At 45.1% G+C, this 24203-nt stretch carries 22 protein-coding genes and 1 other annotated feature; of the genes, 11 read left to right on the top strand and 11 right to left on the bottom strand.

The genetic code is table 11. The annotated features are described in order from the left end of the window. Positions 1 to 17: 17 nt before the first annotated feature. Positions 18 to 842 (bottom strand): SDR family oxidoreductase, encoded by an 825-nt coding sequence (locus PGR23_RS02185; RefSeq protein WP_045391752.1) that lies wholly within the window; start codon positions 840 to 842, stop codon positions 18 to 20. Positions 843 to 1018: 176 nt separating this feature from the next. Here PGR23_RS02185 and hisL point away from each other — a divergent pair, with 176 nt between their 5' ends. From hisL to hisIE, 9 genes are all read left to right on the top strand, one after another. Continuing rightward, the gene (gene hisL / locus PGR23_RS02180; RefSeq protein WP_009654477.1) at positions 1019 to 1069 is read left to right on the top strand and encodes a his operon leader peptide; all 51 of its coding nucleotides are present in this window, start codon (positions 1019 to 1021) and stop codon (positions 1067 to 1069) included. Next, positions 1045 to 1167, top strand: a sequence feature (His leader region). Its footprint overlaps the gene before it by 25 nt. Before the next feature lie 47 nt (positions 1168 to 1214). Continuing rightward, a complete protein-coding gene (gene hisG, locus PGR23_RS02175) occupies positions 1215 to 2114 on the top strand; it encodes an ATP phosphoribosyltransferase (RefSeq protein ID WP_045379285.1) in 900 nt (299 codons plus the stop codon). A 39-nt stretch (positions 2115 to 2153) separates the two neighbouring features. Continuing rightward, on the top strand, positions 2154 to 3458 hold the full coding sequence (gene hisD, locus PGR23_RS02170) for a histidinol dehydrogenase (RefSeq protein ID WP_396279547.1): 1305 nt from the start codon (positions 2154 to 2156) through the stop codon (positions 3456 to 3458). Then, entirely contained in the window at positions 3455 to 4516 is a 1062-nt protein-coding gene (gene hisC, locus PGR23_RS02165) for a histidinol-phosphate transaminase (protein WP_047066724.1), read from the top strand. The genes hisD and hisC overlap by 4 nt, the downstream gene beginning before the upstream one ends. Continuing rightward, positions 4513 to 5580: a bifunctional histidinol-phosphatase/imidazoleglycerol-phosphate dehydratase HisB gene (gene hisB, locus PGR23_RS02160; protein WP_047066723.1), complete on the top strand. Its 1068-nt coding sequence runs from the start codon at positions 4513 to 4515 to the stop codon at positions 5578 to 5580. The genes hisC and hisB overlap by 4 nt, the downstream gene beginning before the upstream one ends. Next, complete coding sequence (hisH, locus tag PGR23_RS02155) at positions 5580 to 6170, top strand: imidazole glycerol phosphate synthase subunit HisH (protein ID WP_045391767.1); 591 nt, start codon at positions 5580 to 5582, stop codon at positions 6168 to 6170. Before hisB ends, hisH begins: the two co-directional genes overlap by 1 nt. Then, positions 6170 to 6907, top strand: coding sequence for a 1-(5-phosphoribosyl)-5-[(5-phosphoribosylamino)methylideneamino]imidazole-4-carboxamide isomerase (gene hisA / locus PGR23_RS02150; RefSeq protein ID WP_047045942.1), 738 nt, complete (start codon positions 6170 to 6172; stop codon positions 6905 to 6907). The genes hisH and hisA overlap by 1 nt, the downstream gene beginning before the upstream one ends. Continuing rightward, positions 6889 to 7665 (top strand): imidazole glycerol phosphate synthase subunit HisF, encoded by a 777-nt coding sequence (gene hisF / locus PGR23_RS02145; RefSeq protein WP_045391773.1) that lies wholly within the window; start codon positions 6889 to 6891, stop codon positions 7663 to 7665. The genes hisA and hisF overlap by 19 nt, the downstream gene beginning before the upstream one ends. After that, positions 7659 to 8258, top strand: a complete 600-nt coding sequence (gene hisIE / locus PGR23_RS02140; RefSeq protein WP_047045945.1) for a bifunctional phosphoribosyl-AMP cyclohydrolase/phosphoribosyl-ATP diphosphatase HisIE — start codon at positions 7659 to 7661, stop codon at positions 8256 to 8258. The genes hisF and hisIE overlap by 7 nt, the downstream gene beginning before the upstream one ends. A 75-nt stretch (positions 8259 to 8333) precedes the next feature. On the opposite strand, the gene PGR23_RS02135 is transcribed toward hisIE, so the two are convergent. Beyond that, the gene (locus PGR23_RS02135; protein ID WP_161801950.1) at positions 8334 to 9677 is read right to left on the bottom strand and encodes a phosphoethanolamine transferase; all 1344 of its coding nucleotides are present in this window, start codon (positions 9675 to 9677) and stop codon (positions 8334 to 8336) included. Between the two features lie 556 nt (positions 9678 to 10233). Here PGR23_RS02135 and PGR23_RS02130 point away from each other — a divergent pair. Continuing rightward, positions 10234 to 11412, top strand: a complete 1179-nt coding sequence (locus PGR23_RS02130; protein WP_380377312.1) for an acyltransferase family protein — start codon at positions 10234 to 10236, stop codon at positions 11410 to 11412. 50 nt (positions 11413 to 11462) lie between these two features. Here PGR23_RS02130 and PGR23_RS02125 read toward each other — a convergent pair whose 3' ends face one another. From PGR23_RS02125 to PGR23_RS02090, 8 genes are all read right to left on the bottom strand, one after another. After that, positions 11463 to 12947: a glycosyltransferase gene (locus tag PGR23_RS02125; protein ID WP_049061320.1), complete on the bottom strand. Its 1485-nt coding sequence runs from the start codon at positions 12945 to 12947 to the stop codon at positions 11463 to 11465. A gap of 4 nt (positions 12948 to 12951) precedes the next feature. After that, a complete protein-coding gene (locus PGR23_RS02120) occupies positions 12952 to 14121 on the bottom strand; it encodes a glycosyltransferase family 2 protein (RefSeq protein WP_289578535.1) in 1170 nt (389 codons plus the stop codon). A 165-nt stretch (positions 14122 to 14286) separates the two neighbouring features. Then, complete coding sequence (locus PGR23_RS02115) at positions 14287 to 16041, bottom strand: glycosyltransferase family 2 protein (RefSeq protein WP_430915565.1); 1755 nt, start codon at positions 16039 to 16041, stop codon at positions 14287 to 14289. A gap of 22 nt (positions 16042 to 16063) precedes the next feature. Continuing rightward, positions 16064 to 17200, bottom strand: coding sequence for a glycosyltransferase family 4 protein (locus PGR23_RS02110; RefSeq protein ID WP_045391794.1), 1137 nt, complete (start codon positions 17198 to 17200; stop codon positions 16064 to 16066). 6 nt (positions 17201 to 17206) lie between these two features. After that, a complete protein-coding gene (locus PGR23_RS02105) occupies positions 17207 to 18097 on the bottom strand; it encodes a glycosyltransferase (RefSeq protein ID WP_047045964.1) in 891 nt (296 codons plus the stop codon). Next, complete coding sequence (gene glf, locus PGR23_RS02100) at positions 18094 to 19245, bottom strand: UDP-galactopyranose mutase (protein WP_047045968.1); 1152 nt, start codon at positions 19243 to 19245, stop codon at positions 18094 to 18096. The genes PGR23_RS02105 and glf overlap by 4 nt, the downstream gene beginning before the upstream one ends. 11 nt (positions 19246 to 19256) lie before the next feature. Next, positions 19257 to 19997, bottom strand: coding sequence for an ABC transporter ATP-binding protein (locus PGR23_RS02095; RefSeq protein ID WP_045391802.1), 741 nt, complete (start codon positions 19995 to 19997; stop codon positions 19257 to 19259). Continuing rightward, the gene (locus PGR23_RS02090) at positions 19997 to 20764 is read right to left on the bottom strand and encodes an ABC transporter permease (protein WP_045391805.1); all 768 of its coding nucleotides are present in this window, start codon (positions 20762 to 20764) and stop codon (positions 19997 to 19999) included. The genes PGR23_RS02095 and PGR23_RS02090 overlap by 1 nt, the downstream gene beginning before the upstream one ends. A 951-nt stretch (positions 20765 to 21715) precedes the next feature. Between PGR23_RS02090 and PGR23_RS02085 the strand changes: the two genes are divergently transcribed. Further along, on the top strand, positions 21716 to 22720 hold the full coding sequence (locus PGR23_RS02085) for an NAD-dependent epimerase (RefSeq protein WP_045391808.1): 1005 nt from the start codon (positions 21716 to 21718) through the stop codon (positions 22718 to 22720). A 256-nt stretch (positions 22721 to 22976) separates the two neighbouring features. On the opposite strand, the gene ugd is transcribed toward PGR23_RS02085, so the two are convergent. Beyond that, positions 22977 to 24143: a UDP-glucose 6-dehydrogenase gene (ugd, locus tag PGR23_RS02080; RefSeq protein ID WP_045391811.1), complete on the bottom strand. Its 1167-nt coding sequence runs from the start codon at positions 24141 to 24143 to the stop codon at positions 22977 to 22979. Between the last annotated feature and the right edge of the window lie 60 nt (positions 24144 to 24203).

Here is a 24203-nt window from a genome sequence, read left to right as displayed (position 1 = left end):
CGAATGCCTGCTGGTGGTTACTCCATCGGCATCACCAGCGGATCGGGGTACTGGTATTCAAAGCCAAGCTCATAGCAGATCCGGTTGCCATCAATGATTTTGCCTTTACCGCCTTCCGGGTTATCGGTAAATACCGGTAACGGCAGCCCAAGTTCACGGGCCATCTGCGGATAAAAGACGCCGCGCGCCGGATGCATTGGCGCACATATATTATAGATGTGTCCGCCTTTCGGAGCCTGAAGCAATAACTCAATCGCGGCAATAACATCCTGCAGATGCACCAGATTGACCCCGTGCTGGCCATCCGGAGCCGATTTACCGGCAAAGAAACGCCCCGGGTGGCGAGAAGGCCCCACCAGCCCGGCGAGACGCAGAATATCCACTGAGGTACCCGGCAACGCATGCAGCCAGTCCTCCAGCTCTTTCAGAACCCTGCCGCTGGCGGTTTGCGGATCGCGCGGCGAATTTTCCTTCATCGTCCCTTCAGTATTGCCATAAACCGAGGTCGAACTGGTAAAAATAATGCGTGGAATATGCCGCGAGAGCGCGGTATCGACAATCTCCTGCACCGCCTGTAGATAAAAATCTTCCCCGGGGCCCGTGCGCCGCGCTGGTAACGTGATGACCAGCGCATCGACGTTCATCATCGCGTCCAGATCCTCAGCATCACAGATCAGCTGGGGGTCAAGACGCAGCGGATATCCTTCAATACCGCACATCCGCGCCGCCTCTACGCCATCCTGCGTCGTTTTACTGCCGGTGACATGCCAACCACGCGCGCGCAATGACAACGCAAGCGGCATGCCCAGCCACCCTAATCCGACAATCGCGACCTTTTTCATACCCTGGCTCCTGACTCATTCGCTGTGCTGATACTAGGCTACGCCAGCCTGCGAGACCTGACAATTTGTTCGACGAATATGAAATGAATTAATGATGGAAAAAAGGGCTTGCTTTATGCGCCGGAACTGGTTTAGGTTAAAAGACATCAAATGCATAGTCATTCAAAGAGAATTTTATGAACAGCGTTCAATTTAAAAACCACCATCATCACCATCATCCTGACTAGTCTTTCAGGCGATGTGTGCTGGAAGACGTTTGGATCTTCCAGTGGTGCATGAACGCAAAGAGAGCCCCCGGAAGATTCACTTCCGGGGGCTTTTTTTTGGACCGAATTCGGACAGATTCAGACAGGTATTCAGAGGAAAACAACAATGTTAGACAACACCCGTTTACGCATAGCTATTCAGAAATCAGGCCGTTTGAGTGAAGATTCACGCGAACTGCTCGGCCGTTGCGGCATTAAAGTCAACCTGCACACCCAGCGTCTGATCGCCCTTGCGGAAAACATGCCGATCGACATTCTGCGCGTTCGCGATGACGATATTCCGGGGCTAGTGATGGACGGCGTTGTCGACCTTGGCATTATCGGCGAGAACGTGCTGGAAGAAGAGCTGCTGAGCCGCCGCGCGCAGGGCGAAGACCCGCGCTATTTCACCCTGCGCCGTCTCGATTTTGGCGGATGCCGCCTGTCGCTGGCGACACCGGTGGATGAAAACTGGAATGGCCCGGCGGCGCTGGACGGTAAACGCATCGCCACCTCTTACCCGCACCTGTTAAAGCGCTATCTCGATCAGAAAGGTATCTCCTTTAAATCCTGTCTGCTGAACGGCTCCGTCGAAGTCGCCCCACGCGCTGGCCTTGCCGATGCCATCTGCGATCTCGTTTCTACCGGCGCAACCCTCGAAGCCAACGGCCTGCGCGAAGTTGAAGTGATTTATCGTTCCAAAGCCTGCCTGATCCAGCGCGACGGTGAGATGGACGATGCGAAACAGCAGCTGATCGACCGTCTGCTGACCCGTATTCAGGGGGTTATCCAGGCCCGCGAATCGAAATACATCATGATGCACGCGCCGACCGAACGGCTGGAAGAAGTGGTGGCGCTGCTGCCGGGCGCAGAGCGGCCAACTATTCTGCCGCTGGCAGGCGACAAACAGCGGGTAGCGATGCACATGGTCAGCAGCGAAACCCTGTTCTGGGAAACCATGGAAAAACTGAAAGCGCTGGGCGCCAGTTCTATTCTGGTGCTACCGATAGAGAAAATGATGGAGTAATCCAGCAATTCGTTTACGGGACAAACAGGGGAAATGACCATGAGCTTCAATACCATTATCGACTGGAATAGCTGCAGCGCCGCACAACAGCAACAACTATTAACGCGCCCGGCGATTTCAGCTTCCGAGAGCATCAGCAAAACGGTAGCCGGGATCCTCGCTAACGTAAAAGAGAATGGCGATGCCGCCTTACGCGAATATAGCGCCAAATTCGATAAAACCACCGTCACAGCGCTCAAAGTGTCTGACGAAGAGATTGCTGCCGCCGGCGCGCGCCTCAGCGACGAGCTCAAACAAGCGATGGCGGTGGCGGTCAACAATATCGAGATCTTTCACAACGCGCAGCAGTTGCAGGTTGTCGATGTTGAAACCCAACCCGGCGTTCGCTGCCAGCAGCTTACCCGCCCTATCGCCTCCGTCGGCTTATATATTCCGGGCGGTTCGGCGCCGCTGTTTTCAACGGTGCTGATGCTCGCCACACCGGCGCGCATTGCCGGCTGTCAGGAAGTGGTACTGTGCTCGCCGCCGCCGATTGCCGATGAAATCCTTTATGCGGCGCAGCTTTGCGGCGTGCGTAATATCTTTAACGTCGGCGGCGCGCAGGCTATCGCGGCAATGGCCTTCGGCACGGAATCGGTGGCGAAAGTCGCTAAAATCTTTGGCCCTGGCAACGCCTTCGTCACCGAGGCCAAACGCCAGGTCAGCCAGCGCCTTGACGGCGCGGCTATCGATATGCCCGCTGGCCCGTCGGAAGTTCTGGTGATTGCCGACAGCGGCGCGACGCCGGATTTCGTCGCCTCCGATTTACTCTCCCAGGCGGAACATGGCCCGGATTCCCAGGTTATCTTGCTTACCCCGGACGCCGACATGGGCTCCCGGGTCGCCGCAGCGGTTGAACGTCAGCTAGCGGCCCTGCCGCGTGCCGAAACCGCGCGTGAAGCGCTTTCCGCCAGCCGTATTATTGTCGCCCGCGATCTCGCCCAATGTGTAGAGATCTCAAATCAGTACGGACCGGAGCACCTGATTATCCAGATCCGTAACGCCCGTGAACTAGTTGACGGTATCACCAGCGCCGGTTCGGTATTCCTCGGTGACTGGTCGCCAGAATCGGCAGGTGATTACGCCTCCGGCACCAACCACGTGCTGCCGACCTACGGCTACACCGCGACCTGTTCCAGCCTCGGTCTGGCGGATTTTCAAAAGCGCATGACCGTACAGGAACTGACGCGTGAAGGCTTCGCCGCCCTCGCCCCGACTATCGAGATCCTGGCCGCAGCCGAACTGCTGACCGCCCACAAAAACGCCGTAACGCTGCGCGTAGCCGCCCTTAAGGAGCAAGCATGAGCATTGAAGACTTAGCCCGCGCCAATATCCGCGCGCTGACGCCGTATCAATCCGCCCGCCGTCTTGGGGGGAAAGGCGACGTGTGGCTGAACGCCAACGAATTCCCCACCGCCGTGGAATTCCAGTTGACCGAACAGACATTAAACCGCTATCCAGAACCACAGCCGAAGGCGGTTATCGAAAACTACGCGCAATATGCCGGCGTAAAACCAGAACAGGTACTGGTGAGCCGCGGTGCTGACGAAGGCATCGAGTTGCTGATCCGCGCCTTTTGCGAACCGGGCGAGGACGCTGTCCTTTATTGCCCGCCAACCTACGGCATGTACAGCGTCAGCGCCGAAACTATCGGCGTTGAGTGCCGTACGGTGCCGACGCTCGCCGACTGGCAGCTCGATTTGCCGGGTATCGAAGCGAATCTCACCGGCGTGAAAGTGGTGTTTGTCTGCAGCCCCAATAATCCGACCGGGCAGATAATCAATCCGCAAGATTTCCGCGCCCTGCTGGAAATGACGCGCGGTAAAGCAATCGTGGTAGCGGATGAAGCCTATATTGAGTTCTGCCCCCAGGCATCTCTGGCGAACTGGCTAAACGAGTACCCGCACCTGGTTATCCTGCGCACTTTATCGAAAGCCTTTGCGCTGGCCGGGCTGCGCTGCGGTTTTACGCTGGCTAACGCAGAGGTGATTAATGTACTGCTGAAAGTCATCGCGCCTTATCCGCTCTCGACGCCGGTCGCCGATATCGCCGCCCAGGCATTAAGCCCGGCAGGCATTGCCGCTATGCGCGCGCGTGTGGCGCAGATCCTGGATGAACGCGCATACCTGGTCAATGCGCTGCGCGGCATCGCCTGCGTCGAGCAGGTTTTCGATTCCGAGACCAACTACCTGCTGGCGCGGATAACCGCCTCCAGCGCGGTGTTTAAATCTTTGTGGGATCAGGGCATTATCTTACGTGACCAAAATAAACAACCCTCATTAAGCGGCTGTTTGCGTATCACTATCGGTACCCGTGCAGAGAGCCAGCGCGTGATTGACGCTTTGACTGCGGAGAATGTATGACCCAGAAGTTTCTCTTTATTGACCGTGACGGTACGCTTATCTCTGAACCGCCGGTTGATTTTCAGGTAGACCGGTTTGAAAAACTGGCCTTCGAACCGCAGGTGATCCCGGCGCTGCTTAAGCTACAGCAGGAAGGCTATAAGCTGGTGATGATCACCAACCAGGATGGCCTTGGTACCGATAGCCTGCCGCAGGAGGAGTTCGACGGCCCGCACAACCTGATGATGCAGGTCTTCTCCTCGCAGGGCGTTAACTTTGAATCCGTGCTGATTTGCCCGCACATGCCTGGTGATAACTGCGACTGTCGTAAGCCGAAGACCCAACTGGTATTGCCGTGGCTGGAAGAGGGCGTAATGGATAAAGCCCACAGTTACGTCATCGGCGACCGCGCCACCGATATAGAGTTAGCGGATAACATGGGCATCATCGGCCTGCGCTATAACAGTGAAACGCTGAACTGGCCGACCATCTGCGAACAGCTGACCCGTCGCGACCGCTACGCTCACGTTGAGCGCATCACCAAAGAGACCCAGGTTGACGTTAAAGTCTGGCTGGATCGTGAAGGCGGCAGCAAGATCCACACCGGCGTGGGTTTCTTCGACCACATGCTCGATCAGATTGCCACCCACGGCGGCTTTCGTCTGGAGATTAACGTCGGCGGCGATCTTTACATCGACGATCACCACACCGTAGAAGATACCGGCCTGGCGTTAGGCGAAGCGCTGAAGCTGGCGCTGGGCGATAAGCGCGGCATTAACCGCTTTGGCTTCGTGTTGCCGATGGATGAATGCCTGGCGCGCTGTGCGCTGGATATCTCAGGTCGCCCACACCTCGAATATAAAGCTGACTTCACCTATCAGCGCGTCGGCGACCTGAGCACCGAGATGGTCGAACACTTCTTCCGCTCGCTCTCCTATACCATGGCGGTGACGCTGCACCTGAAAACCAAAGGTAAGAACGATCACCACCGCGTCGAGAGCCTGTTCAAGGCCTTTGGCCGTACGCTGCGCCAGGCCATTCGGGTCCAGGGCGACACGTTGCCATCTTCAAAAGGGGTATTGTGATGAACGTGGTGATCCTCGATACCGGGTGCGCCAACCTCAACTCGGTGAAATCTGCAGTGAGCCGCCATGGCTATGAGCCAGTGGTCAGCCGCGAGCCGGATGTTGTTCTGCGTGCCGATAAACTTTTTCTGCCCGGCGTCGGCACCGCGCAGGCTGCGATGGATCAGCTGCGCGAACGCGAGCTCATTGACTTGATTAAAGCCTGTACCCAGCCGGTGCTGGGGATTTGTCTCGGCATGCAGTTACTCGGTGCGCGCAGCGAAGAGAATAACGGTGTTGAGCTACTGGGCATTATTGATGAAGAAGTGCCGAAAATGACCGACCACGGACTGCCGCTGCCGCATATGGGATGGAACCGGGTCTATGCCAAAGCCGGCGATCGCCTGTTCCGCGGCATTGAAGAAGGCGCTTATTTCTATTTCGTCCATAGCTACGCCATGCAGGTCAATCCGTACACTATCGCCCAATGCAACTACGGCGAGGCCTTCACCGCGGCGGTACAGAAAGATAACTTCTTTGGCGTACAGTTCCACCCTGAGCGCTCAGGTAGCGCCGGTGCGCAGCTGCTGAAAAATTTCCTGGAGATGTAATGATCATTCCAGCTTTAGATTTAATTGACGGTACCGTGGTGCGCCTGCATCAGGGCGACTATGGCCAGCAGCGCGACTATGGCAACGATCCGTTACCGCGCCTGCAATCCTATGCGGATCAGGGCGCGGAAGTATTGCATCTGGTTGATCTGACCGGGGCGAAAGATCCGGCAAAACGCCAGATTCCGCTGCTTAAGACCCTGGTTGCCGGCGTTACGGTACCTGTGCAGGTCGGCGGCGGCGTACGTACGCAAGAAGACGTTGCCGCACTGCTTGATGCCGGCGTGGCGCGCGTGGTGGTCGGTTCAACGGCAGTGAAATCGCCGGAGGAGGTCAAAGGCTGGTTTAAACGCTTTGGCCCCGAGCATCTGGTGCTGGCGCTGGATGTACGCATTGATGCCGAGGGTCATAAACAGGTGGCGGTGAGCGGCTGGCAGGAAAACTCTGGCGTCACTCTGGAAGAGCTGGTGGAAAGCTATCTGCCGGTCGGCTTGCAACATGTGCTGTGTACCGATATCTCCCGTGACGGTACTCTGGCGGGTTCCAACGTCTCTCTATATGAAGAGGTCTGCGCGCGTTATCCGCAGGTGGCGTTCCAGTCTTCCGGCGGGATCGGCGGTCTCAGCGATATCGCCGCGCTGCGCGGAACCGGCGTTCGCGGGGTGATCGTCGGCCGCGCGCTACTGGAAGGTAAATTTAACGTAACGGAGGCCATTCAATGCTGGCAAAACGGATAATCCCCTGCCTGGACGTCCGCGACGGTCAGGTAGTAAAAGGCGTGCAGTTTCGCAACCACGAAATTATCGGTGATATCGTTCCGCTGGCAAAACGCTATGCCGATGAAGGCGCGGATGAACTGGTGTTCTACGATATTACCGCCTCCAGCGATGGCCGGGTAGTCGATAAAAGTTGGGTATCGCGCGTAGCGGAAGTGATTGATATTCCGTTCTGCGTAGCCGGTGGAATTAAGTCGCTGGAAGACGCGGCGCAGATCCTCTCCTTTGGCGCCGACAAAATTTCAATTAACTCGCCTGCGCTTGCGGATCCAACGTTAATCACCCGTCTCGCCGATCGCTTTGGCGTGCAGTGCATCGTGGTAGGGATTGATACCTGGTTTGATGAACAGACCGGAAAATATCACGTTAATCAGTACACCGGCGATGAGAGCCGAACTCGCGTCACCCAATGGGAGACGCTGGATTGGGTACAGGAAGTACAAAAGCGCGGAGCGGGAGAAATTGTTCTCAACATGATGAACCAGGACGGCGTGCGCAACGGTTACGATCTGGATCAGCTCAGAAAGGTCCGTGAAGTGTGTAACGTTCCGCTGATTGCCTCCGGCGGCGCCGGTACCATGGAGCACTTCCTTGAGGCATTCCGCGACGCCAACGTCGATGGCGCCCTCGCCGCTTCCGTGTTCCATAAACAAATTATTAATATTGGCGAATTAAAAACGTTCCTGTCAGCCCAGGGCGTGGAGATCAGGGTATGTTGAGTGAACAGCTGGATTGGCAAAAAACCGACGGCATGATGCCGGCCATCATACAGCACGCTGAATCTGGCGAAGTGTTAATGCTGGGATATATGAATGAGGACGCGCTGGCGAAAACGCAAGAAAGCGGCAAAGTAACCTTCTACTCGCGCACCAAACAGCGCCTGTGGACAAAGGGTGAAACCTCCGGCAACTTTCTTAATGTGGTCAGCATCACCCCGGATTGCGATAACGATACCTTGTTAGTGTTGGTCAACCCGATAGGCCCGACCTGCCACAAAGGGACTTCAAGCTGCTTTGGAGAAACCGGACACCAGTGGCTGTTCCTCTATCAACTGGAACAACTGCTGGCCGGGCGCAAACATGCAGACCCGGAGAGCTCATACACTGCGAAACTGTATGCCAGCGGCACCAAACGTATTGCGCAAAAAGTTGGGGAAGAAGGCGTAGAGACCGCCCTGGCCGCGACGGTAAATGACAAGTTTGAACTGAAGAATGAAGCGTCAGACCTGATGTATCACCTGCTGGTACTACTTCAGGACCAGGGGCTGGATTTAGGGGATGTTATCGATAATCTTAAGTCCAGACATAAGTAAATCGAAACATGCATTGAAGGGACTCTGGTTTAATATGATCATCCTTTAAACCAGAGTCTATGTATTAACCGCCGATTAAGGATGTTGCGGTAAGGGCACATCCCTTAATTCAGAGAAACGAATAGCGTCTTCTTTTTCATTCAGCACGAAATCAGAATTTTTTACCGCGTCTTTCATATGCTCATCAGAAACAGCATAACCCATCATTTCTAACACCAGGAATTTGGTTAAATCAGATGAGAAGTAGTGGTTGTTGTTGCGCAATTGTTCAGCCTTCGCACACCAGGACGCATCATTCATCAGCAATGGAATTTTATACATTTCATTATCACTGGATGGAAAACCATGTCCCTGCCCCACAACTTCCCCATGGTCTGATACATAAACCAACTTGTAATCTTTAAGATAGGTATCAGCAAGGGTAAAAATACTCTTTAAGGTATCATCGACGTTATAAATAGACGCATCATAATCATCAACCATCGGGTTGTCCGCTTCCCCTCTACGGTCAGAATAAGGCAAATGGTTACCCATCAGATGAATGACGTAAAAATTTCTCTCTTGCGATTGCTTAAAATAATGCTTGATTGCCGGTAATAACTTTTCGTCCTGCCCCTCGTTAACTGGGAAACGGGTATTATTATCTTCCGGAGTTTGCAGTACTTCAGCATATTTTGCCAGATAACCGAAAGGCTTGTTCCACATGTTGTTTTGCATCTGAGAGTCGAACCAGTACGTATGGTAGCCCTGCAATTGTGCCATCTCGATAAGATTCTTAAATTTAAACAAGTTGCCACGCTGCAAGGGCGTTTCAAAAGAAACCAGCATCGGTACAGCAAGTCGTGTTTGCGCAGCCGGAGAGTGAACGTTATTAACGACACATATTTGTCCATCTCTATCCATCTGCGATAAGTTTGGCGTAGTATCTTTTCCATAGCCGTAAATACCATAGCGGCCAGGGTTAGATGATTCGCCAATCACATATATAATGTTCTGGCTACCTTCAGTCTCTTTTTTAATATAATCAGGATATTCTTTATGCTCTATCTTTTTGTATTTAACATCATCAACTATATTTTCAGCGATAATCGACACTGAGGAAACAAGAGGTCCAAAAAAAATCTTGTACTGATCGATGTATGGCTGCGAAATAAAAGTTGGTGAATATTCGATATTATTGATAAAGAATTTAGTCCCCCAAAAACTAACACCATCTATCACAGGCTTTGAAAGAATAAGGATAAGACTAATAGTCAAAATAACACGTTCTTTAACAGAATAGCGTGCTTTTGGTATTTTAATAGATAACAACGAAAGCGCAAAAAGTATGAAAAGAAAACCTACCAGAAATTTTAGACCAAAGGTTTGTACGGTACCTAATGAAACGGAAAGGCCAACCCCGAAGGTTGACATAACCATACTAGTTGAGAGTCCACCATATTTCTGATAGATAAAGTAAGTCAAAAACGTGATCAATGAAACAAAAACCACCAGACTATTTCTGATTATTTTATTACGAATACAAAAAATCAAACGCAAGAAAATAAAAACAGAGAAAAAAGTGGTAAAAAATATATTTGTAGGTTCAAACCAACACAACACAAGGGACAGAAAAAACAGTATAAAATATAAAAAACGTCTGGTTTTTAAATACTCTAAACATCTAAAAAAAACGCTCATGCAAACTCCGAAATAAAGCAACTTATTATTGTGCATTGTAATGTTGCTATTTTAACACACTGAACCTCACTGACAAATATCACTCCATTGATCCTGGATAATGAAAGCGTTTAAAAATAATTTATTCGGCATGATGGGTGCTGCACTCCGGGCTTAATTTCACATACTTAAGCAAATTTAATGTTAAATCAACTATCGTGAGACCGATCACAACAACAAAAAAATAACTACCAGTTAACATCAGTGTGGTAATATAAACAAATACCGTCAGGTTCTGCTTCTTGACGCGTTGGTTATGGAACACAACAAAAATAAAGCCAAACAGGCTACGGGGTCTCACTTGCAACATTATAAACATCTCGACGGACTCCGCGGAGTCGCGTCGCTTGTCGTCGTGCTTTACCATATGGATGTATTTATGGGGGTGCTGGTATCGCCAAATGGATTATATTCGCAAAACTCAGTATGGTGGCAGATATATCGAAGAATTTTGGATGGGAACTTCTCAGTTTGTCTATTTTTCGTAATGAGTGGTTATGTGTTGCTCATTGGCTTTTATAAGCGACAAAACGACCTTTCTTATCTTAAAGAAAGCTTTATAAAAAGATACTTTAGACTTACCCCACTGGTACTCGCTTCAGTCATTCTGGCTGTTGTTTTACAAAATACGATAGGCTTCCATAATGCCGAAATGGCGGCGATCGTCGGTGGACACGAGTGGTTAAAATCTAACTATCAATCAGAACTCACACTAACTGGAGCCATATACAATGGTCTGTATTCTGCTTACATAGGCGATACCTCCTATAATGGCCCACTCTGGACGATTAAAATAGAGTTAATGGGGTCACTTTTTCTGTATCTCTATGCCGCATTATTTTTTGTCAAAAAAAACAGTGCCCACATTATTATATCAGCAATACTTATCTATCTGATTGAACCGACACTTGGCTGCTATTTGATACTATTTATCATTGGCGGTACTATTTTGGTATATAACATAAAACTTGAACCTAAGTTTATTCTTCCAGCCAGTATATTAACAGTTGTTCTTGCAACAGAAAATCCGTGGACAATTGAAATTAACTTCTTAAATGAACTCACAGGTTTTAGTAAAGAAGGTTTGGCCACGTTCTGTCACTCAATCGCAGCAGTAGTTTTATTATTAATAGCTAATACATCATCAAAACTTTCAAATTATCTGTCCAGACCTGTATTTACTTTTCTGGGTAAGATCTCATTTTCCTTATATGTATTTCATATCCCTATCATCATGAGTATTGGAACGGCATTATTTGTTTATTTACATGATGCAGGTATTACTAACCAATTTGCTAGTATAATAAGCACATTAGTCAGTTTATTATTTTGTGTTCTTATCTCATGGTTTGGCTATACATTCATTGATAAACCATCTACAAAAATTGCATCTTTAGTAGGCGACAAGCTGAATATGAGAGCCAGCCAATTATAAAAAAAAAGCCGCGAAAGAAATCTTTCGCGGCTTTTAATAAGGTAGAAGAGTTAGAATGTTTTGGCTTTTAGTAGCTTTAAATAAAACATAAATCTTTCTCTTCCTTTATTTTTGGCTATTACCAGCATATCAAATTTAGACAAAATCTTCTTAGATGCAAAAATTTGCGCCAGGACCTGCTTAAAATATTCATCCTTGAATTTCGCTTCAATGACACTCCAGGCCCAGAAGTGGACATCGAGTTCTAACTCAAATAATTTACGCTCTTCATCATAGTTGAACGTATCCGAGTTACGACTGTAGATCCAATCAAAAATAGGGAAATGAACATAAAGTCGGTCATCTCGCACAGAAATATCCTGACCTAAGCGCCCTTGACGATAATAGTAATAATCAAAAGGTATATTAGCAATAATCTTGGCGTTTAAAAAAGTCTCGAACTGGAAAGGTAAATCATCAAACCGACGAATATGCTCAGGGAAAGAAATTCCTTTGTTTTTCAGCATGTCAGCAGAGTAAATACGACGCCACATTGTTGGGCGCTCGCGTAGTAAATCCAGACGGCTGAGATTAATGTCCAGGGGGAATTTAACTATTTCACCAGTCTCATAAGCTTCTTTATAGCCACACTGGGAAATGTCAGCATTTTTCATCACCGCGGCACGGAACAAATCTTCATACATCTGAAGATCGCACCAATCATCGCCGTCAACAAAACCAATATATTGCCCTTTGGCCTGGCTAACGCCGGCATTTCGTGCCGTCGCGCACCCACCATTGGCTTTATGGATAACTTTCACTCTGCCTGGGTATCTCGCAGCCCAGGCGTCAGCTTTCTCACCGGAATCATCCGGTGTACCATCATCGACGACTAAAATCTCTATACTTTCAATAGACTGATTCGCCAGGGACTCAATGCACTGATCGATATAGGCGCTGATATTGTATGCGGGTACGACCACTGAAACTTCATACTCATACTTCTGGCGACTACCCGTGAGAGGTTGGTGTTGATCCTGAATGCGCCAGTAAAAAGTATCCGCCGCGCGCGCGCATTGACGATAAACAATTAATGGATCAACATCGTACTGATTGAATTCACCACAAATATGGTCAAGTTTCCACTGTGCAGTAACATACTCCAGAGCTGCCCGGGTAAATGCAGGAAGAGAAATACGAACGCTAACGTGACGCTCACCAATCAACTCATTAATTTCAGGATTGGAGAAATTATCAAACAGATAGACGCGTTCTTTCAATTCAGGGTTTTTATTTAATAGTTCCTGAATACGTTTAAACTTGCTTGCATTAGATTCAACAACAATTATCGCGCGCGGCTTACTGTTATAAAATGCAACCAGAAGCTCCAGACCGGTATAAGTACCGACAAAAGCCAAAACATCACTTTCGCAAGAAAACAAATCTACGCCAAAAAAGCTTCGCTCGATGATATGCTTGTGTTGTGCTAACTCATCATGGCTAATTGCTGAAGGTAGTTTATTTAGATATGCATTCAATTGTGTTCTATTGATCATTTTATTAACCTACTACCCGTTTTCCGAACTTATTTTTTGCAAAACGCAAAGCTTTTTTGAAGATCAATTTATTGACATCAATGTTTGCAGTAGAAATAGCCTTCAACAGTTTAAATTTAGTTGATAGCGTTTGCTTACCAGTACTGTACTCTGTAAGAAAATCCGTTGCGCCATTGAAAAATGCCAACATGAGAATAAACTCTCTGTTACGCTCCGCAAAACCTAAGGATTTTTTTAAGCGCGAACGCACGCCCGGATTTGATACAGAAAACAGTTCCACACCTTGCTGGAAGTAACGACGTCGATCACTCAGAGTTGTATATCTACCACACCAGAAAATCATTTTAAATATTAGCGACATTACGCAATATTGTTGATATGCATTGAGACCTTTAACTTCAGGTTTCTGCAGTAACTCTTTCGCGGTCTTAATTATATCAAATCGCTTTTCGCTTTTTTGATCCGTAATCTTTCCTTCACGATTAACTCGATAAAAATAGCCGACAGTATCTATCATGCCAATTTTTGTTGCGTTAACCAGACTTACAATATGAGGAGTAACGTCTTCAAAATGAATCCCTACCGGGAAGATAGTTATATACTTGTCAAAAAACTCTTTCTTAAGGATTCGGTTGTTGGTATTAGGTTCAAGACTGAGGATTTGCGGATATGCTGCAATGTTTACTGTCTTCTTCAGCTCACCACCTAAAATATAATCCCAAGTCGCTGCATCATAGAACGGATACGAATCTTTTGTTTGGTTGTCGTAAACGTATGAACGATATAAGACAATATCAAGATCGTCAGACTCGGCAAATTCCAGGGAATCAAGAACAGCTTTTTCGTTCAACCAGTCATCACTATCACAGAAAGAAATATATTGGCCATTCGCGTAGCGTAAGGCCGTGTTTCTGGCCTCTGATAGCCCTTTATTTTCCTGTGATACGAAAATTGCGTTACCTTTATAGGTATCAAGCCATTGCTGAACAACTTCGACACTATTATCAGTACTGCCATCATTTACAATGATAAGTTCTATTTGATCATTACCATTTTTATCAAATGAAGATAAAGTCTTCTCCACAAAACCAGAAGTATTATAGACTGGTACTATAATAGACAATTTTGGTATAACCTTTGATTGTCGAGTATCACAAACTATCATGTCGCTCATTACTGTCTCTTGTATAAATATATTTAACTTCAGACTAGATTGTAGAAACTAGTCAAATCAAAATGTGTATCTTCCGTATAAATAAATATCCTAAACCCTATCCGCAAGAGAAATATTTAACTATGACAATATTATCATTACGAATAAAGAACAAGCCATCAATATTTAAATAAAATATTTCTTCCAAAAATTCTCAGACGTTAAATACGAGATCTTCTTTCCATACTCTTCTGCAACAGCATTATAGGTAAAGAACCCTTTGCTAATGGCCCACAATGTTTTGATGATCAACTTAGCACAGCGTAATTTATCCTGCTTCAGTACGATAAAACTACCCTCAGTAGTTTCATAGTAAACTTCAGCATTCAAAAAAACCTGTTTTGTCGGATGAATTTCTGTGTTAGGGATTCGTACCCTATTTCCAGCCGTAATAAACCCAGGAACCAGATGACCATTGAGAAGAAACAGCCTGATTATCTTCGCCCATTTGGACTCAGGGCTATCACGGTCAGTTTTTTTCACGTCGTTACCCTGCTCGACTTCACCTGGCAATTCATCTTTCGACAGCACACTAATCCGTCTACGCGCTTTTTGCGCATCCGCATCGTCAATCCAGAAATCAGGGCCTTGCATAACATCTGAATAAGCTTCAATGATAGCCTCAGCCGAAGAATAACGGTATGAAAAGCATAGCAAAAGTACTTTTGCTAATATCCAAAAAGCTATCTGTCTTCTTTTCTGTGATGACGGGTATACAAATGCAGGAACCAACAGACCTCTAACGCTCAAATATTCAACTAATGCGCTATATTTTTGATTAAAATTCATCTGCCACGACGCAATGCCATTGAGAGTAACGATCGGGTAAGCATGCATTATCCCGAATAAAATGTCATCGCCGCGGACGAAGAAAGGAAAAGCATAGTATTTTATCGCTGATACTTTGAAAGCGCAGAACCACCATGCTGCGTAATTGGCTTGTTCGTCTTCTTTATTAAACACATCCAGGCCACTTGGTGTTGAGACATCAACACCATTTTTTAAAGGCCGCATTCGTATCTGTTTATAAGGATAAATAGCACCTGCCTCGTAAACCGTTTGAGGTTTATCCTCATATAGCATACTGCCTGCTATCATCTGTTCATCGTTTTTTGAAAAACACATGAACCAATATGCTCTTTTAATACTTTCGATTTCACAGGATGCATCATCATCCATAAAGATACAATAAGTTTCTTTATTGTTCTTTTTGACCTCAAATAAACCACGAGTGAAACCACCAGCCCCCCCCATGTTTTTATTTTTTATATAAGTAACATTAGGTCTTGGCTCTAAATCTAAATTGCATCCATTATCAATAACATATACATGAAATTTTGATTGACCAACACTGTCGGAAAATAAGTTTTTCTCAAATCTCGACAATGTCGATAATAATGCTGCCTGTCGATTATAAGTAGTGATGACAATCGCTAGCTTACCAAAATCCTCTACTGCCCCATATGTAGTAAAAGAAAAACTCCTGATTTCACTATCATCAATCGACGACCAGTAAAAATAAAGCCTACCGTCACGACATTCAGTTAATTCTAAATTATCTAGTGTGAATGCCCCTTCAATTTCGCGTTGAAATACTTTCTTTAATATATCTTTCGTTTTTAAGAAAATTGTGGCAATACCTCTGCCAACAACATCAACTTTGAAGCCAATCTGTTTAACTGTTGTGTGTTTCGACCACTTCTGGAGATCAAATGAATTATAAAAAGTATCAAAGCAAATGTCATGATTCCTCGATACTCTGACGTACCCTGCATCACTATAGCATGTAGATACATTATCAGATAAAAAATACAGAGCGCTAATTTCACGGTGGTGTATATCAGGGAATACTGATGACTGTAATGCAATATTATTATTCATAACCTAACCGCATGAGTATTTTTCAGCGCTGAAACAGCTCTTCATATACTTGTAATGTTTTATCAATAACAATTTCTGACGTATAATGATTGACAATATTTTCCCTGGCATTGATACCCATTTTTTGTCTGTCATCATCTTCATTTATCAATGCTTTAATTCTCGCGGCCAGTTCTTTGACATTTTTGCGTTCAACTATATAACCATTATAGCCGTCTTTAATTAGTGAATTGCACCCACCATTATCATAGACAACACAAGCTCTACCCACAGCACCAGCCTCAAGCAGAATTCGCGGTACACCTTCGGGATATACAGAAGGAAGAGCAACAATATTTGCCCCAGCAATCAATTCTCTAATATCATCTCGAGTACCTAACCAGACGATATCACCTGCTGCGTGCCATTTTTCTATTTGCCCCAAGGTAATTCCATCGTCATCATTCTCAACAATGATACCTGCTACCTGAATAGTACAATCTATCCCTTCTAACTTCAGGATCCTTTTTGCCTTAATGAGATCAAGTAATCCTTTACTATGTAGCATACGACTGGCAAAAAGTATTATTCCATGAGTCAATTTCGGTTCTTGCTGGTATGAAAAATAACTGATATTAACCCCGGCGCCATCAATGACCTTTGCTTTCTCTTCTTTGACTCCCAGCAGAGAAAGTATTTTTCTTTTATCTTCTCGATGTTCAAATATTATTTTACAATCAACATTTGAGAACAAATATCGATACAACCTGAGGACAAGCCAACGTAATATTTTAAAAATGAGTTGCTCACTCTCAAACACTCGCCCTAGCCCTACAAAACTATAAACAAGTTTAGTTTTGTGATATTTGGCCCACAGACAACTTATGATCCCAGGTTTAATCGTAATGCAATGAAGGATATCAGGATTAATGCCTTTCAATATCCTCGAGGCATTAATAAAGCCTTTGATAAAAGCAAAAGGATTGATGCTTTTCTCATTAATTTGACTATTAACGCAGTGAAATCCTAATGCGGTGAGTCTGTTTGAAATTGCATCATCTACAAAATTTGCAATAACATAGACATCATATCCATTATTTAATGCAGCAATTCCTCTTTCGAGCCAATGAAGTTCAAAATACCAGGCAGAGTTAACAAAATAGCATAATTTCTTTTTCATAGCGGATTATGCACCTCTACCTTTTGGCTTCCAGAAACCATCCTTGATTCCATTATAGACATTAATCATACATTCTTTCCGCTTTTCATGCTTCAGTGCTGTAAATATATACTTCAACAACCTTAATGAAACATCAAATAAGGTGAAAGGCGAATTATCCTGGAATATTTTACGGGACAAGATAAGGTTTCTACTTAAATAATATAGTTTCCATGGGGCTATTAATTGATTAGTAGTATCAATATCATGGACAATACATAATTCAGGAAGGTAAATAATAGGCGTACGCTGCAGGACCAGATGATGACCAAAATAAACATCGTCAAAATAGATAAAAAGCTCATCATATATAAACGATATAGATTTCTTTAGTGTCTCCTGACTTATCAACATTCCTACAAATGAAACGCTCACCACGGTCTCTTGCTGGCTTCCGTCAGGAATAAAACGTGCAGGATTAACTCTGTAAGCGATATTTCCCCAAAAACCATTAGGAATTTTCTTCCAGGGTATATTCATCTTGCAGCATTTGTCTGATGTATCCACCACCGTGCAGACATAGACATTTTCACTCGATAAATCAAGTGACTGAAAAGCTACGCCAAAATCTTTCTTCGGATACGCATCATCATCGTAAAATAGAACCCAATTAGTGTTCAAATTTTGCGTTATCCATTGCGCTCCATATTTAAAACCGCCAGCCCCGCCATCATTCATCTCCCGATGTAAAACTATAACTCGTTCATCGCAAACAGAATTAAGATAGGCTTGAGTGTCGTCGGTTGATGCATTGTTAACCACAACTATATATTGAAAAGGCAACGCCAGCGTTGCCTCTATTGTTGTTTTTAACTTTTCTAACCGATTATAAGTGACGATTAGAGCAGCTACATTCATCTGACTTTGACCGTGAACACAGGCATCACAGAATTCTGTTCTAATGACTTAAGATAAGTTCGCCCAGTTTCCAGAGCTTCAGCAATAGTTACATCCATATCAAGATAGCGGTATGTACCCAGACGACCAACAAAGGTAATATTTGCTTCTTTTTCGGCGCGATCGAGATAGTTTTGCAGCATAGCCATCTCCCCTACCTGACGAATTGGGTAATACGGAATATCCTCAGGCTCACATGAGCGACTAAACTCGCGATAGCAGATTGATTTTTCATGACTTTCCCATGGCGCAAAGTACTTATGCTCAGTAATACGAGTATAAGGCACTTTTTGCTCACCATAATTCATTACCGCACATCCCTGATAATCACCGTCGGTTCGGAAAGCATCGAAATCCAGGGTGCGATAGCCCAGACGTCCCATATCATATTTATAAAAACCATCCAGCGCGCCACTATAAAATACATGGTCATATTCGCCACGAGTGGTTTCATCAAACAGGGTGTTTAAAGCCACTGAAATATTTTTATGATCTAATATCTTATCTACGATTACCGTGTAGCCGTCTTTTGGCATTCCCTGATATTTATGATTAAAGTAGTTATCATCATAATTAAATCGTACAGGCAGACGCTTAAGAATTGAAGCCGGGAGCTCCGACGGAGACATCCCCCACTGTTTGATTGTGTAACCTTTAAAAAAGGCTTCATAAAGTTCTTTGCCGACAAAACGCAGTGCCTGCTCTTCAAATGTTGCAGGTTCTTCTATCGTTTTATCACTCTTTTCATCAATTAATTTACGTGCTTCGGTTGGGGAGCACGTGGTATGGAAGAACTGATTAATTGTGTGTAAGTTGATTGGTAAGGAAAATACTTGCCCATTGACCGTCGTCTTCACCCGGTTCACATAAGGCATCATTTCCGTGTATTGGTTGATGTACTCCCAAACCTCAGCATTGTCAGTATGGAAAATATGAGGGCCATAGGTATGAACCATAACGTTGGTTTCACTATCCCGCTCACTGTAGCAGTTACCAGCAACATGCGGCCGGCTGTCAATAATCGTCACCTGATGACCTGCTTCAGCCAATAAGCGACCAATAACCGCGCCTGAAAATCCTGCGCCGACAATAAGTACATTCTTCTGCATTAGTTTTTCCATCAAGCCATTGAGGCTACATATTCATCAACAATAGAGCTTGCCTCACCGATAGCTTTCAACCGGTGATTTTCAACCCACACAACTTTATCGCAAATCTGCATAACATCTTTCATGCTGTGGCTAACAAACAGGATTGTTACCCCACGTTTTCTGAACTCATTGATTGTTTCAATACATTTCCGTTGAAATGCGATATCCCCAACCGCGAGAACTTCGTCGATAATCAATACATCTGGATCAACCTGGCTAATAACGGAAAAGCCCAGCTTCGCCAGCATGCCACTGGAGTATACGCGAATAGGCTCATCAATGAACTCACCTAGCTCTGAGAACTCGATAATTTTATCAAGCCGTTTATTAACTTCTGCTCTGCGTAACCCCAGTAAGGTGGCATTAAGTTTGATGTTTTCACGCCCGGTAAGTTCCGGATGAAAACCGCCTCCCAGCTCCAACATCGAAGCCACGCGGCCGACAACTTTTACCTCGCCCTTACTTGGCTTTAGCACACCAGCAACGAGACCAAGGGTCGTACTTTTGCCAGCGCCATTGCGGCCAATCAATGCAACTGATTCACCCTTATTGACGGTGAATGACACATTCTCGATAGCCAGATACTTACGGCCTTTTAGCAAATTAAAGGCCCGACGCGGATGAAAAAACAAGTCTTTAATGCCAGAGCCAATATGATGATATAGAGGATACTCTTTTGTTACATTGCAAAATTCAATAACAGCGGTCATCACAAAATCTCTGCAAATCGATATTTTAATTTATTAAAGACCCACACTCCTAGCAGCAACACAACCATGCCTGATGAGTATAGATAAGTGATATGCACATAATCCAGGTTGCCATTCATAAGCAGATCTCGCCAGGCCATAATCATGCTAGCCAGTGGGTTATAATCAATGATCCAGGTAAATTGTTGCGGGATCATATCTGAATTATAGAGTATCGGGGTACAGTAGAACATCAACATAATGCCCAAGGCGACAAATCGCTCCAGGTCACGGAAAAACAAATTCAGCGTTGAGAAAATTAGAGCAAATCCAAATGTAAAAATAATCTGTCCGATCGCCAGTAGAGGAATGCCCCAGAACCAACTCAGCGACGGTGACATACCATAAACATATAGAAACACAGCGATTACAGGAATTGTACACAAGAAGTGCAGCCCTTCCATCATCACATTACTCAAAGGAATAACCGAGCGCGGAAATACTGTTTTTTTAATGATCTGCGCATTAGAAATAAATGAGTACAATGAATTGGTTGCCGAACTTGCGAACCATTGCCACGGGAACAACCCAGTAATCAGGAAAACGGTATAATTTGGAATTTGTACTCTCATTACCATTTTAAAAATAAAATAGTAAATCATCGCAAATAATAAAGGGTTTGCGATAGACCATAAATATCCAAAGATGCTACTTTTATAGCGAACTTTTAAATCTTTATTAGTTATCACAACAAGTAGATCAAATAAATATCCTAATTTAAACTTCATTATTTGCACTCATTTTTTTGAAATCGACCACGCAATCATTCTTTCCTCTGGCACCTTGAGGAAATTGTGCACAGCTATAATATCAACATAATTATAATAAATTAGCCAAAAGCAGTCGTTGCCTCTATATCCACGGTATAGAGAAACCCTTCTTAGCAACCATAAGTAGTTCCATATAATAGCGTACTCTATACCATCATTTGGAGTATGTTACGGGGGTGACTATACGACTACAAACGATTAGCTTTGTCTAGCTGACTCGCAACAGCCAACGATCACATCAATCAGAGACACGCTACCGCCATTGGCTATCGCAACCAAAGCGCGCAAAACAAGCTTAGCATTTGATAAATCGTCATAAACCTCAAAGCATTACTACCGCAAGAGTCCATGATTTTGCTCTGTCTCAAGCCTCAAGTTGAGCTCAATCTGAGAGCGGTCACTCTCGCCGCTTTAGAGGCAACTTGCCATCAGGTTAGTCTCATTTCAGGCAACGGACCTGGCAACTGAGTTACTTAACTTTATACAAGTTGCCCTATTCAGCAGCGTCATTAATGTCAGTGGCATACCTGCCTATTATGGTAATAAAATCAGAAAGTTGCAATGTGGGCATCTTAAGTTAATACCATATGAATGAAACAGCAGCATAGTATACTCCCGGACTATAAGATTAAAAGCGAAAAAGCAGTATTGGCTGGCAAAGAAGAGATATATACCAGGTAAGTACAATGCCGTTTAAACATTTGTCTACAACTAAAAACACTTGCTAACCAATGAGAGTGATTTTCACTCTCATATTGGAGATGGCGTCCTTGCTACGGTAGGTTTAGCTTTAAATGTTATTCTCTCCAACCTTTCCGAACCAATCAGTAAACAAGATGATCGATACCTCCCCCCTGTGTAAAATAGGCCCTTATAGGCAGTGGGACATAATGATCCTGGAGGATATAAATGAAATTTTTAGTCACTGGTGCTGCTGGCTTCATCGGCTTTCATGTATGTAAACGCCTGCTGGAAGCTGGTCATGAGGTTGTCGGAATCGACAATATGAATGACTACTACGATGTGAGCCTCAAACAAGCCCGCCTGGATCTTCTGAAAGCACCTTTGTTCAGTTTTCACAAAATTGATCTCGCCGATCGGGTCAGCATGGAGCAGCTTTTTGCTACGGAGAAATTTAACCGCGTAATCAACCTTGCCGCTCAGGCCGGCGTGCGTTACTCGCTGGAAAACCCACACGCTTACGCTGACGCTAACCTGATGGGCTTCCTGAATATCCTTGAGGGTTGTCGCCATACTAAAGTTGAGCACCTGGTCTACGCGTCATCCAGTTCCGTCTATGGCTTAAACCGTAAGATGCCCTTTTCAACCGATGATTCGGTAGATCATCCTGTATCGCTATACGCGGCAACCAAAAAAGCCAACGAATTGATGGCACATACTTATGCGCATCTGTATGGAATTCCAACAACCGGGCTGCGGTTTTTTACCGTCTACGGACCCTGGGGACGCCCGGATATGGCACTATTCAAGTTCACGAAAGCCATGCTCGAAGGGCAATGTATAGACGTCTACAACTACGGAAAAATGAAGCGGGACTTCACCTATATTGACGATATAGTTGAAGCAGTTGTTCGTGTTCAGGATGTTGTTCCGCAACCGAATCCAGACTGGACGGTTGAAGGCGGGTCTCCGGCGACCAGTTCCGCCCCCTATCGGGTATATAACATTGGTAATAGTTCGCCTGTAGAACTGATGGACTACATCACTGCGCTTGAAGAGGCGCTGGGAATGGAAGCTAAGAAAAACATGATGCCGATGCAACCAGGCGATGTTCTGGAGACAAGCGCTGAAACTCAACCGCTATATGATCTTGTTGGTTTCCGGCCACAAACCACAGTTAAGCAAGGCGTGAAGAACTTCGTGGATTGGTATAAAGACTACTACGCAATTTGATAGTTTCTTATCTTCTATTTTACCGCAATCAAAAGATTGCGGTATATTAACCGCCAATAGTGTAATCAGCCTAGTATTATCCCTACGCTATATATTTCTAATTCGACAGACGTTTCTTTCGATGTAGAAGACAGAGATAGTCTCGCAAATGCCACGGTAGCATTAGTATTTTATTTCAGCACATAATGATGCTGCGTTTTTTCTTTATAAAAAATTAAGACAGGTAATTTTGCAAACTACCTGTCATTATGGAAAGTTAATCGTTACCAAAGAGGTCACGAGTATATACTTTATCTTTCACATCCGCCAATTCTTCTGCCATGCGGTTAGAGATAATAACATCTGATTCCTGCTTGAAAGCATCAAGGTCGCGAATAACGCGTGAGTTAAAAAACTCATCTTCCTTCATCACTGGCTCGTAAATAATTACAGGTATACCTTTCGCTTTTATCCTTTTCATTATACCTTGAATAGAGGAAGCACGGAAATTATCAGAACCGCTCTTCATAATTAACCGATACACACCAACAACTTTCGGGTTTTTCGCCAGAATGGAGTCTGCAATAAAATCTTTTCGGGTGCGATTAGCATCAACAATTGCCGAAATAATATTATTGGGCACCGACTCATAATTCGCCAGCAACTGTTTGGTATCTTTCGGTAAGCAGTACCCACCATAGCCAAAAGAGGGATTGTTGTAATGATTACCAATTCGCGGATCCAGACATACACCCTCAATAATTTGTTTACTGTTTAGTCCCTGGCTTTCGGCGTAGCTGTCTAACTCATTAAAATAGGCAACACGTAGTGCTAAATAAGTATTAGCAAAGAGCTTAATAGCTTCAGCTTCAGTTGAATCAGTAAAAAGGGTCGGAATGTCTTTTTTTATCGCACCTTCTTTCAATAGGTCTGCGAATCGCTCAGCACGAGCAGAACGCTCACCAATGACAATCCGTGATGGATATAAATTATCGTACAAAGCACGCCCCTCGCGGAGAAACTCCGGCGAGAAAATGATATTTTCAATGCCAAGGCGTTCTTTTATGCCACGAGTGAAACCAACTGGGACCGTTGATTTTATAACCATAACAGCTTTCGGATTGATAGCAGTCACATCACGGATGACAGCCTCAACAGAAGACGTATTGAAGTAATTTGTCTTGGGATCATAATCTGTCGGCGTAGCTATAATAACGTAATCAGCGTCATGATACGCATCGAGTTTGTCTGTTGTTGCACGAAAATTAAGCTTTTTTTCCGTTAAATATTGTTGGATCTCATTATCTGCTATAGGTGAAATTTTCTGGTTAAGCAAATCTACTTTGGCCTGAATGATATCCAAAGCAACCACTTCATGGTTCTGGGCAATCAGAACACCATTCGATAAACCAACATAGCCTGTACCGGAAATAGTAATTTTCATAGAGCAACACTTCTACAGTTAACGGGTGATGGCAAATCGCCACAGTAATCATGGATACTG

The organism is Klebsiella sp. 141162, assembly GCF_050600755.1.
Taxonomy (GTDB): Bacteria; Pseudomonadota; Gammaproteobacteria; order Enterobacterales; family Enterobacteriaceae; genus Klebsiella; species Klebsiella aerogenes.
Note: the sequence above shows the minus strand (reverse complement) of the source record. Positions and strands in the feature narration are given on the sequence as shown.

What these genes read in the sequence shown, in the direction of transcription:
- PGR23_RS02185 (WP_045391752.1), bottom strand. Translation starts at nt 842, where the DNA reads ATGAAAAAGGTCGCGATTGTCGGATTAGGGTGGCTGGGCATGCCGCTT.
- hisG (WP_045379285.1), top strand. Translation starts at nt 1,215, where the DNA reads ATGTTAGACAACACCCGTTTACGCATAGCTATTCAGAAATCAGGCCGT.
- hisD (WP_396279547.1), top strand. Translation starts at nt 2,154, where the DNA reads ATGAGCTTCAATACCATTATCGACTGGAATAGCTGCAGCGCCGCACAA.
- hisC (WP_047066724.1), top strand. Translation starts at nt 3,455, where the DNA reads ATGAGCATTGAAGACTTAGCCCGCGCCAATATCCGCGCGCTGACGCCG.
- hisB (WP_047066723.1), top strand. Translation starts at nt 4,513, where the DNA reads ATGACCCAGAAGTTTCTCTTTATTGACCGTGACGGTACGCTTATCTCT.
- hisH (WP_045391767.1), top strand. Translation starts at nt 5,580, where the DNA reads ATGAACGTGGTGATCCTCGATACCGGGTGCGCCAACCTCAACTCGGTG.
- hisA (WP_047045942.1), top strand. Translation starts at nt 6,170, where the DNA reads ATGATCATTCCAGCTTTAGATTTAATTGACGGTACCGTGGTGCGCCTG.
- hisF (WP_045391773.1), top strand. Translation starts at nt 6,889, where the DNA reads ATGCTGGCAAAACGGATAATCCCCTGCCTGGACGTCCGCGACGGTCAG.
- hisIE (WP_047045945.1), top strand. Translation starts at nt 7,659, where the DNA reads ATGTTGAGTGAACAGCTGGATTGGCAAAAAACCGACGGCATGATGCCG.
- PGR23_RS02135 (WP_161801950.1), bottom strand. Translation starts at nt 9,677, where the DNA reads ATGGTTATGTCAACCTTCGGGGTTGGCCTTTCCGTTTCATTAGGTACC.
- PGR23_RS02130 (WP_380377312.1), top strand. Translation starts at nt 10,234, where the DNA reads ATGGAACACAACAAAAATAAAGCCAAACAGGCTACGGGGTCTCACTTG.
- PGR23_RS02125 (WP_049061320.1), bottom strand. Translation starts at nt 12,947, where the DNA reads ATGATCAATAGAACACAATTGAATGCATATCTAAATAAACTACCTTCA.
- PGR23_RS02120 (WP_289578535.1), bottom strand. Translation starts at nt 14,121, where the DNA reads ATGAGCGACATGATAGTTTGTGATACTCGACAATCAAAGGTTATACCA.
- PGR23_RS02115 (WP_430915565.1), bottom strand. Translation starts at nt 16,041, where the DNA reads ATGAATAATAATATTGCATTACAGTCATCAGTATTCCCTGATATACAC.
- PGR23_RS02110 (WP_045391794.1), bottom strand. Translation starts at nt 17,200, where the DNA reads ATGAAAAAGAAATTATGCTATTTTGTTAACTCTGCCTGGTATTTTGAA.
- PGR23_RS02105 (WP_047045964.1), bottom strand. Translation starts at nt 18,097, where the DNA reads ATGAATGTAGCTGCTCTAATCGTCACTTATAATCGGTTAGAAAAGTTA.
- glf (WP_047045968.1), bottom strand. Translation starts at nt 19,245, where the DNA reads ATGCAGAAGAATGTACTTATTGTCGGCGCAGGATTTTCAGGCGCGGTT.
- PGR23_RS02095 (WP_045391802.1), bottom strand. Translation starts at nt 19,997, where the DNA reads ATGACCGCTGTTATTGAATTTTGCAATGTAACAAAAGAGTATCCTCTA.
- PGR23_RS02090 (WP_045391805.1), bottom strand. Translation starts at nt 20,764, where the DNA reads ATGAAGTTTAAATTAGGATATTTATTTGATCTACTTGTTGTGATAACT.
- PGR23_RS02085 (WP_045391808.1), top strand. Translation starts at nt 21,716, where the DNA reads ATGAAATTTTTAGTCACTGGTGCTGCTGGCTTCATCGGCTTTCATGTA.
- ugd (WP_045391811.1), bottom strand. Translation starts at nt 24,143, where the DNA reads ATGAAAATTACTATTTCCGGTACAGGCTATGTTGGTTTATCGAATGGT.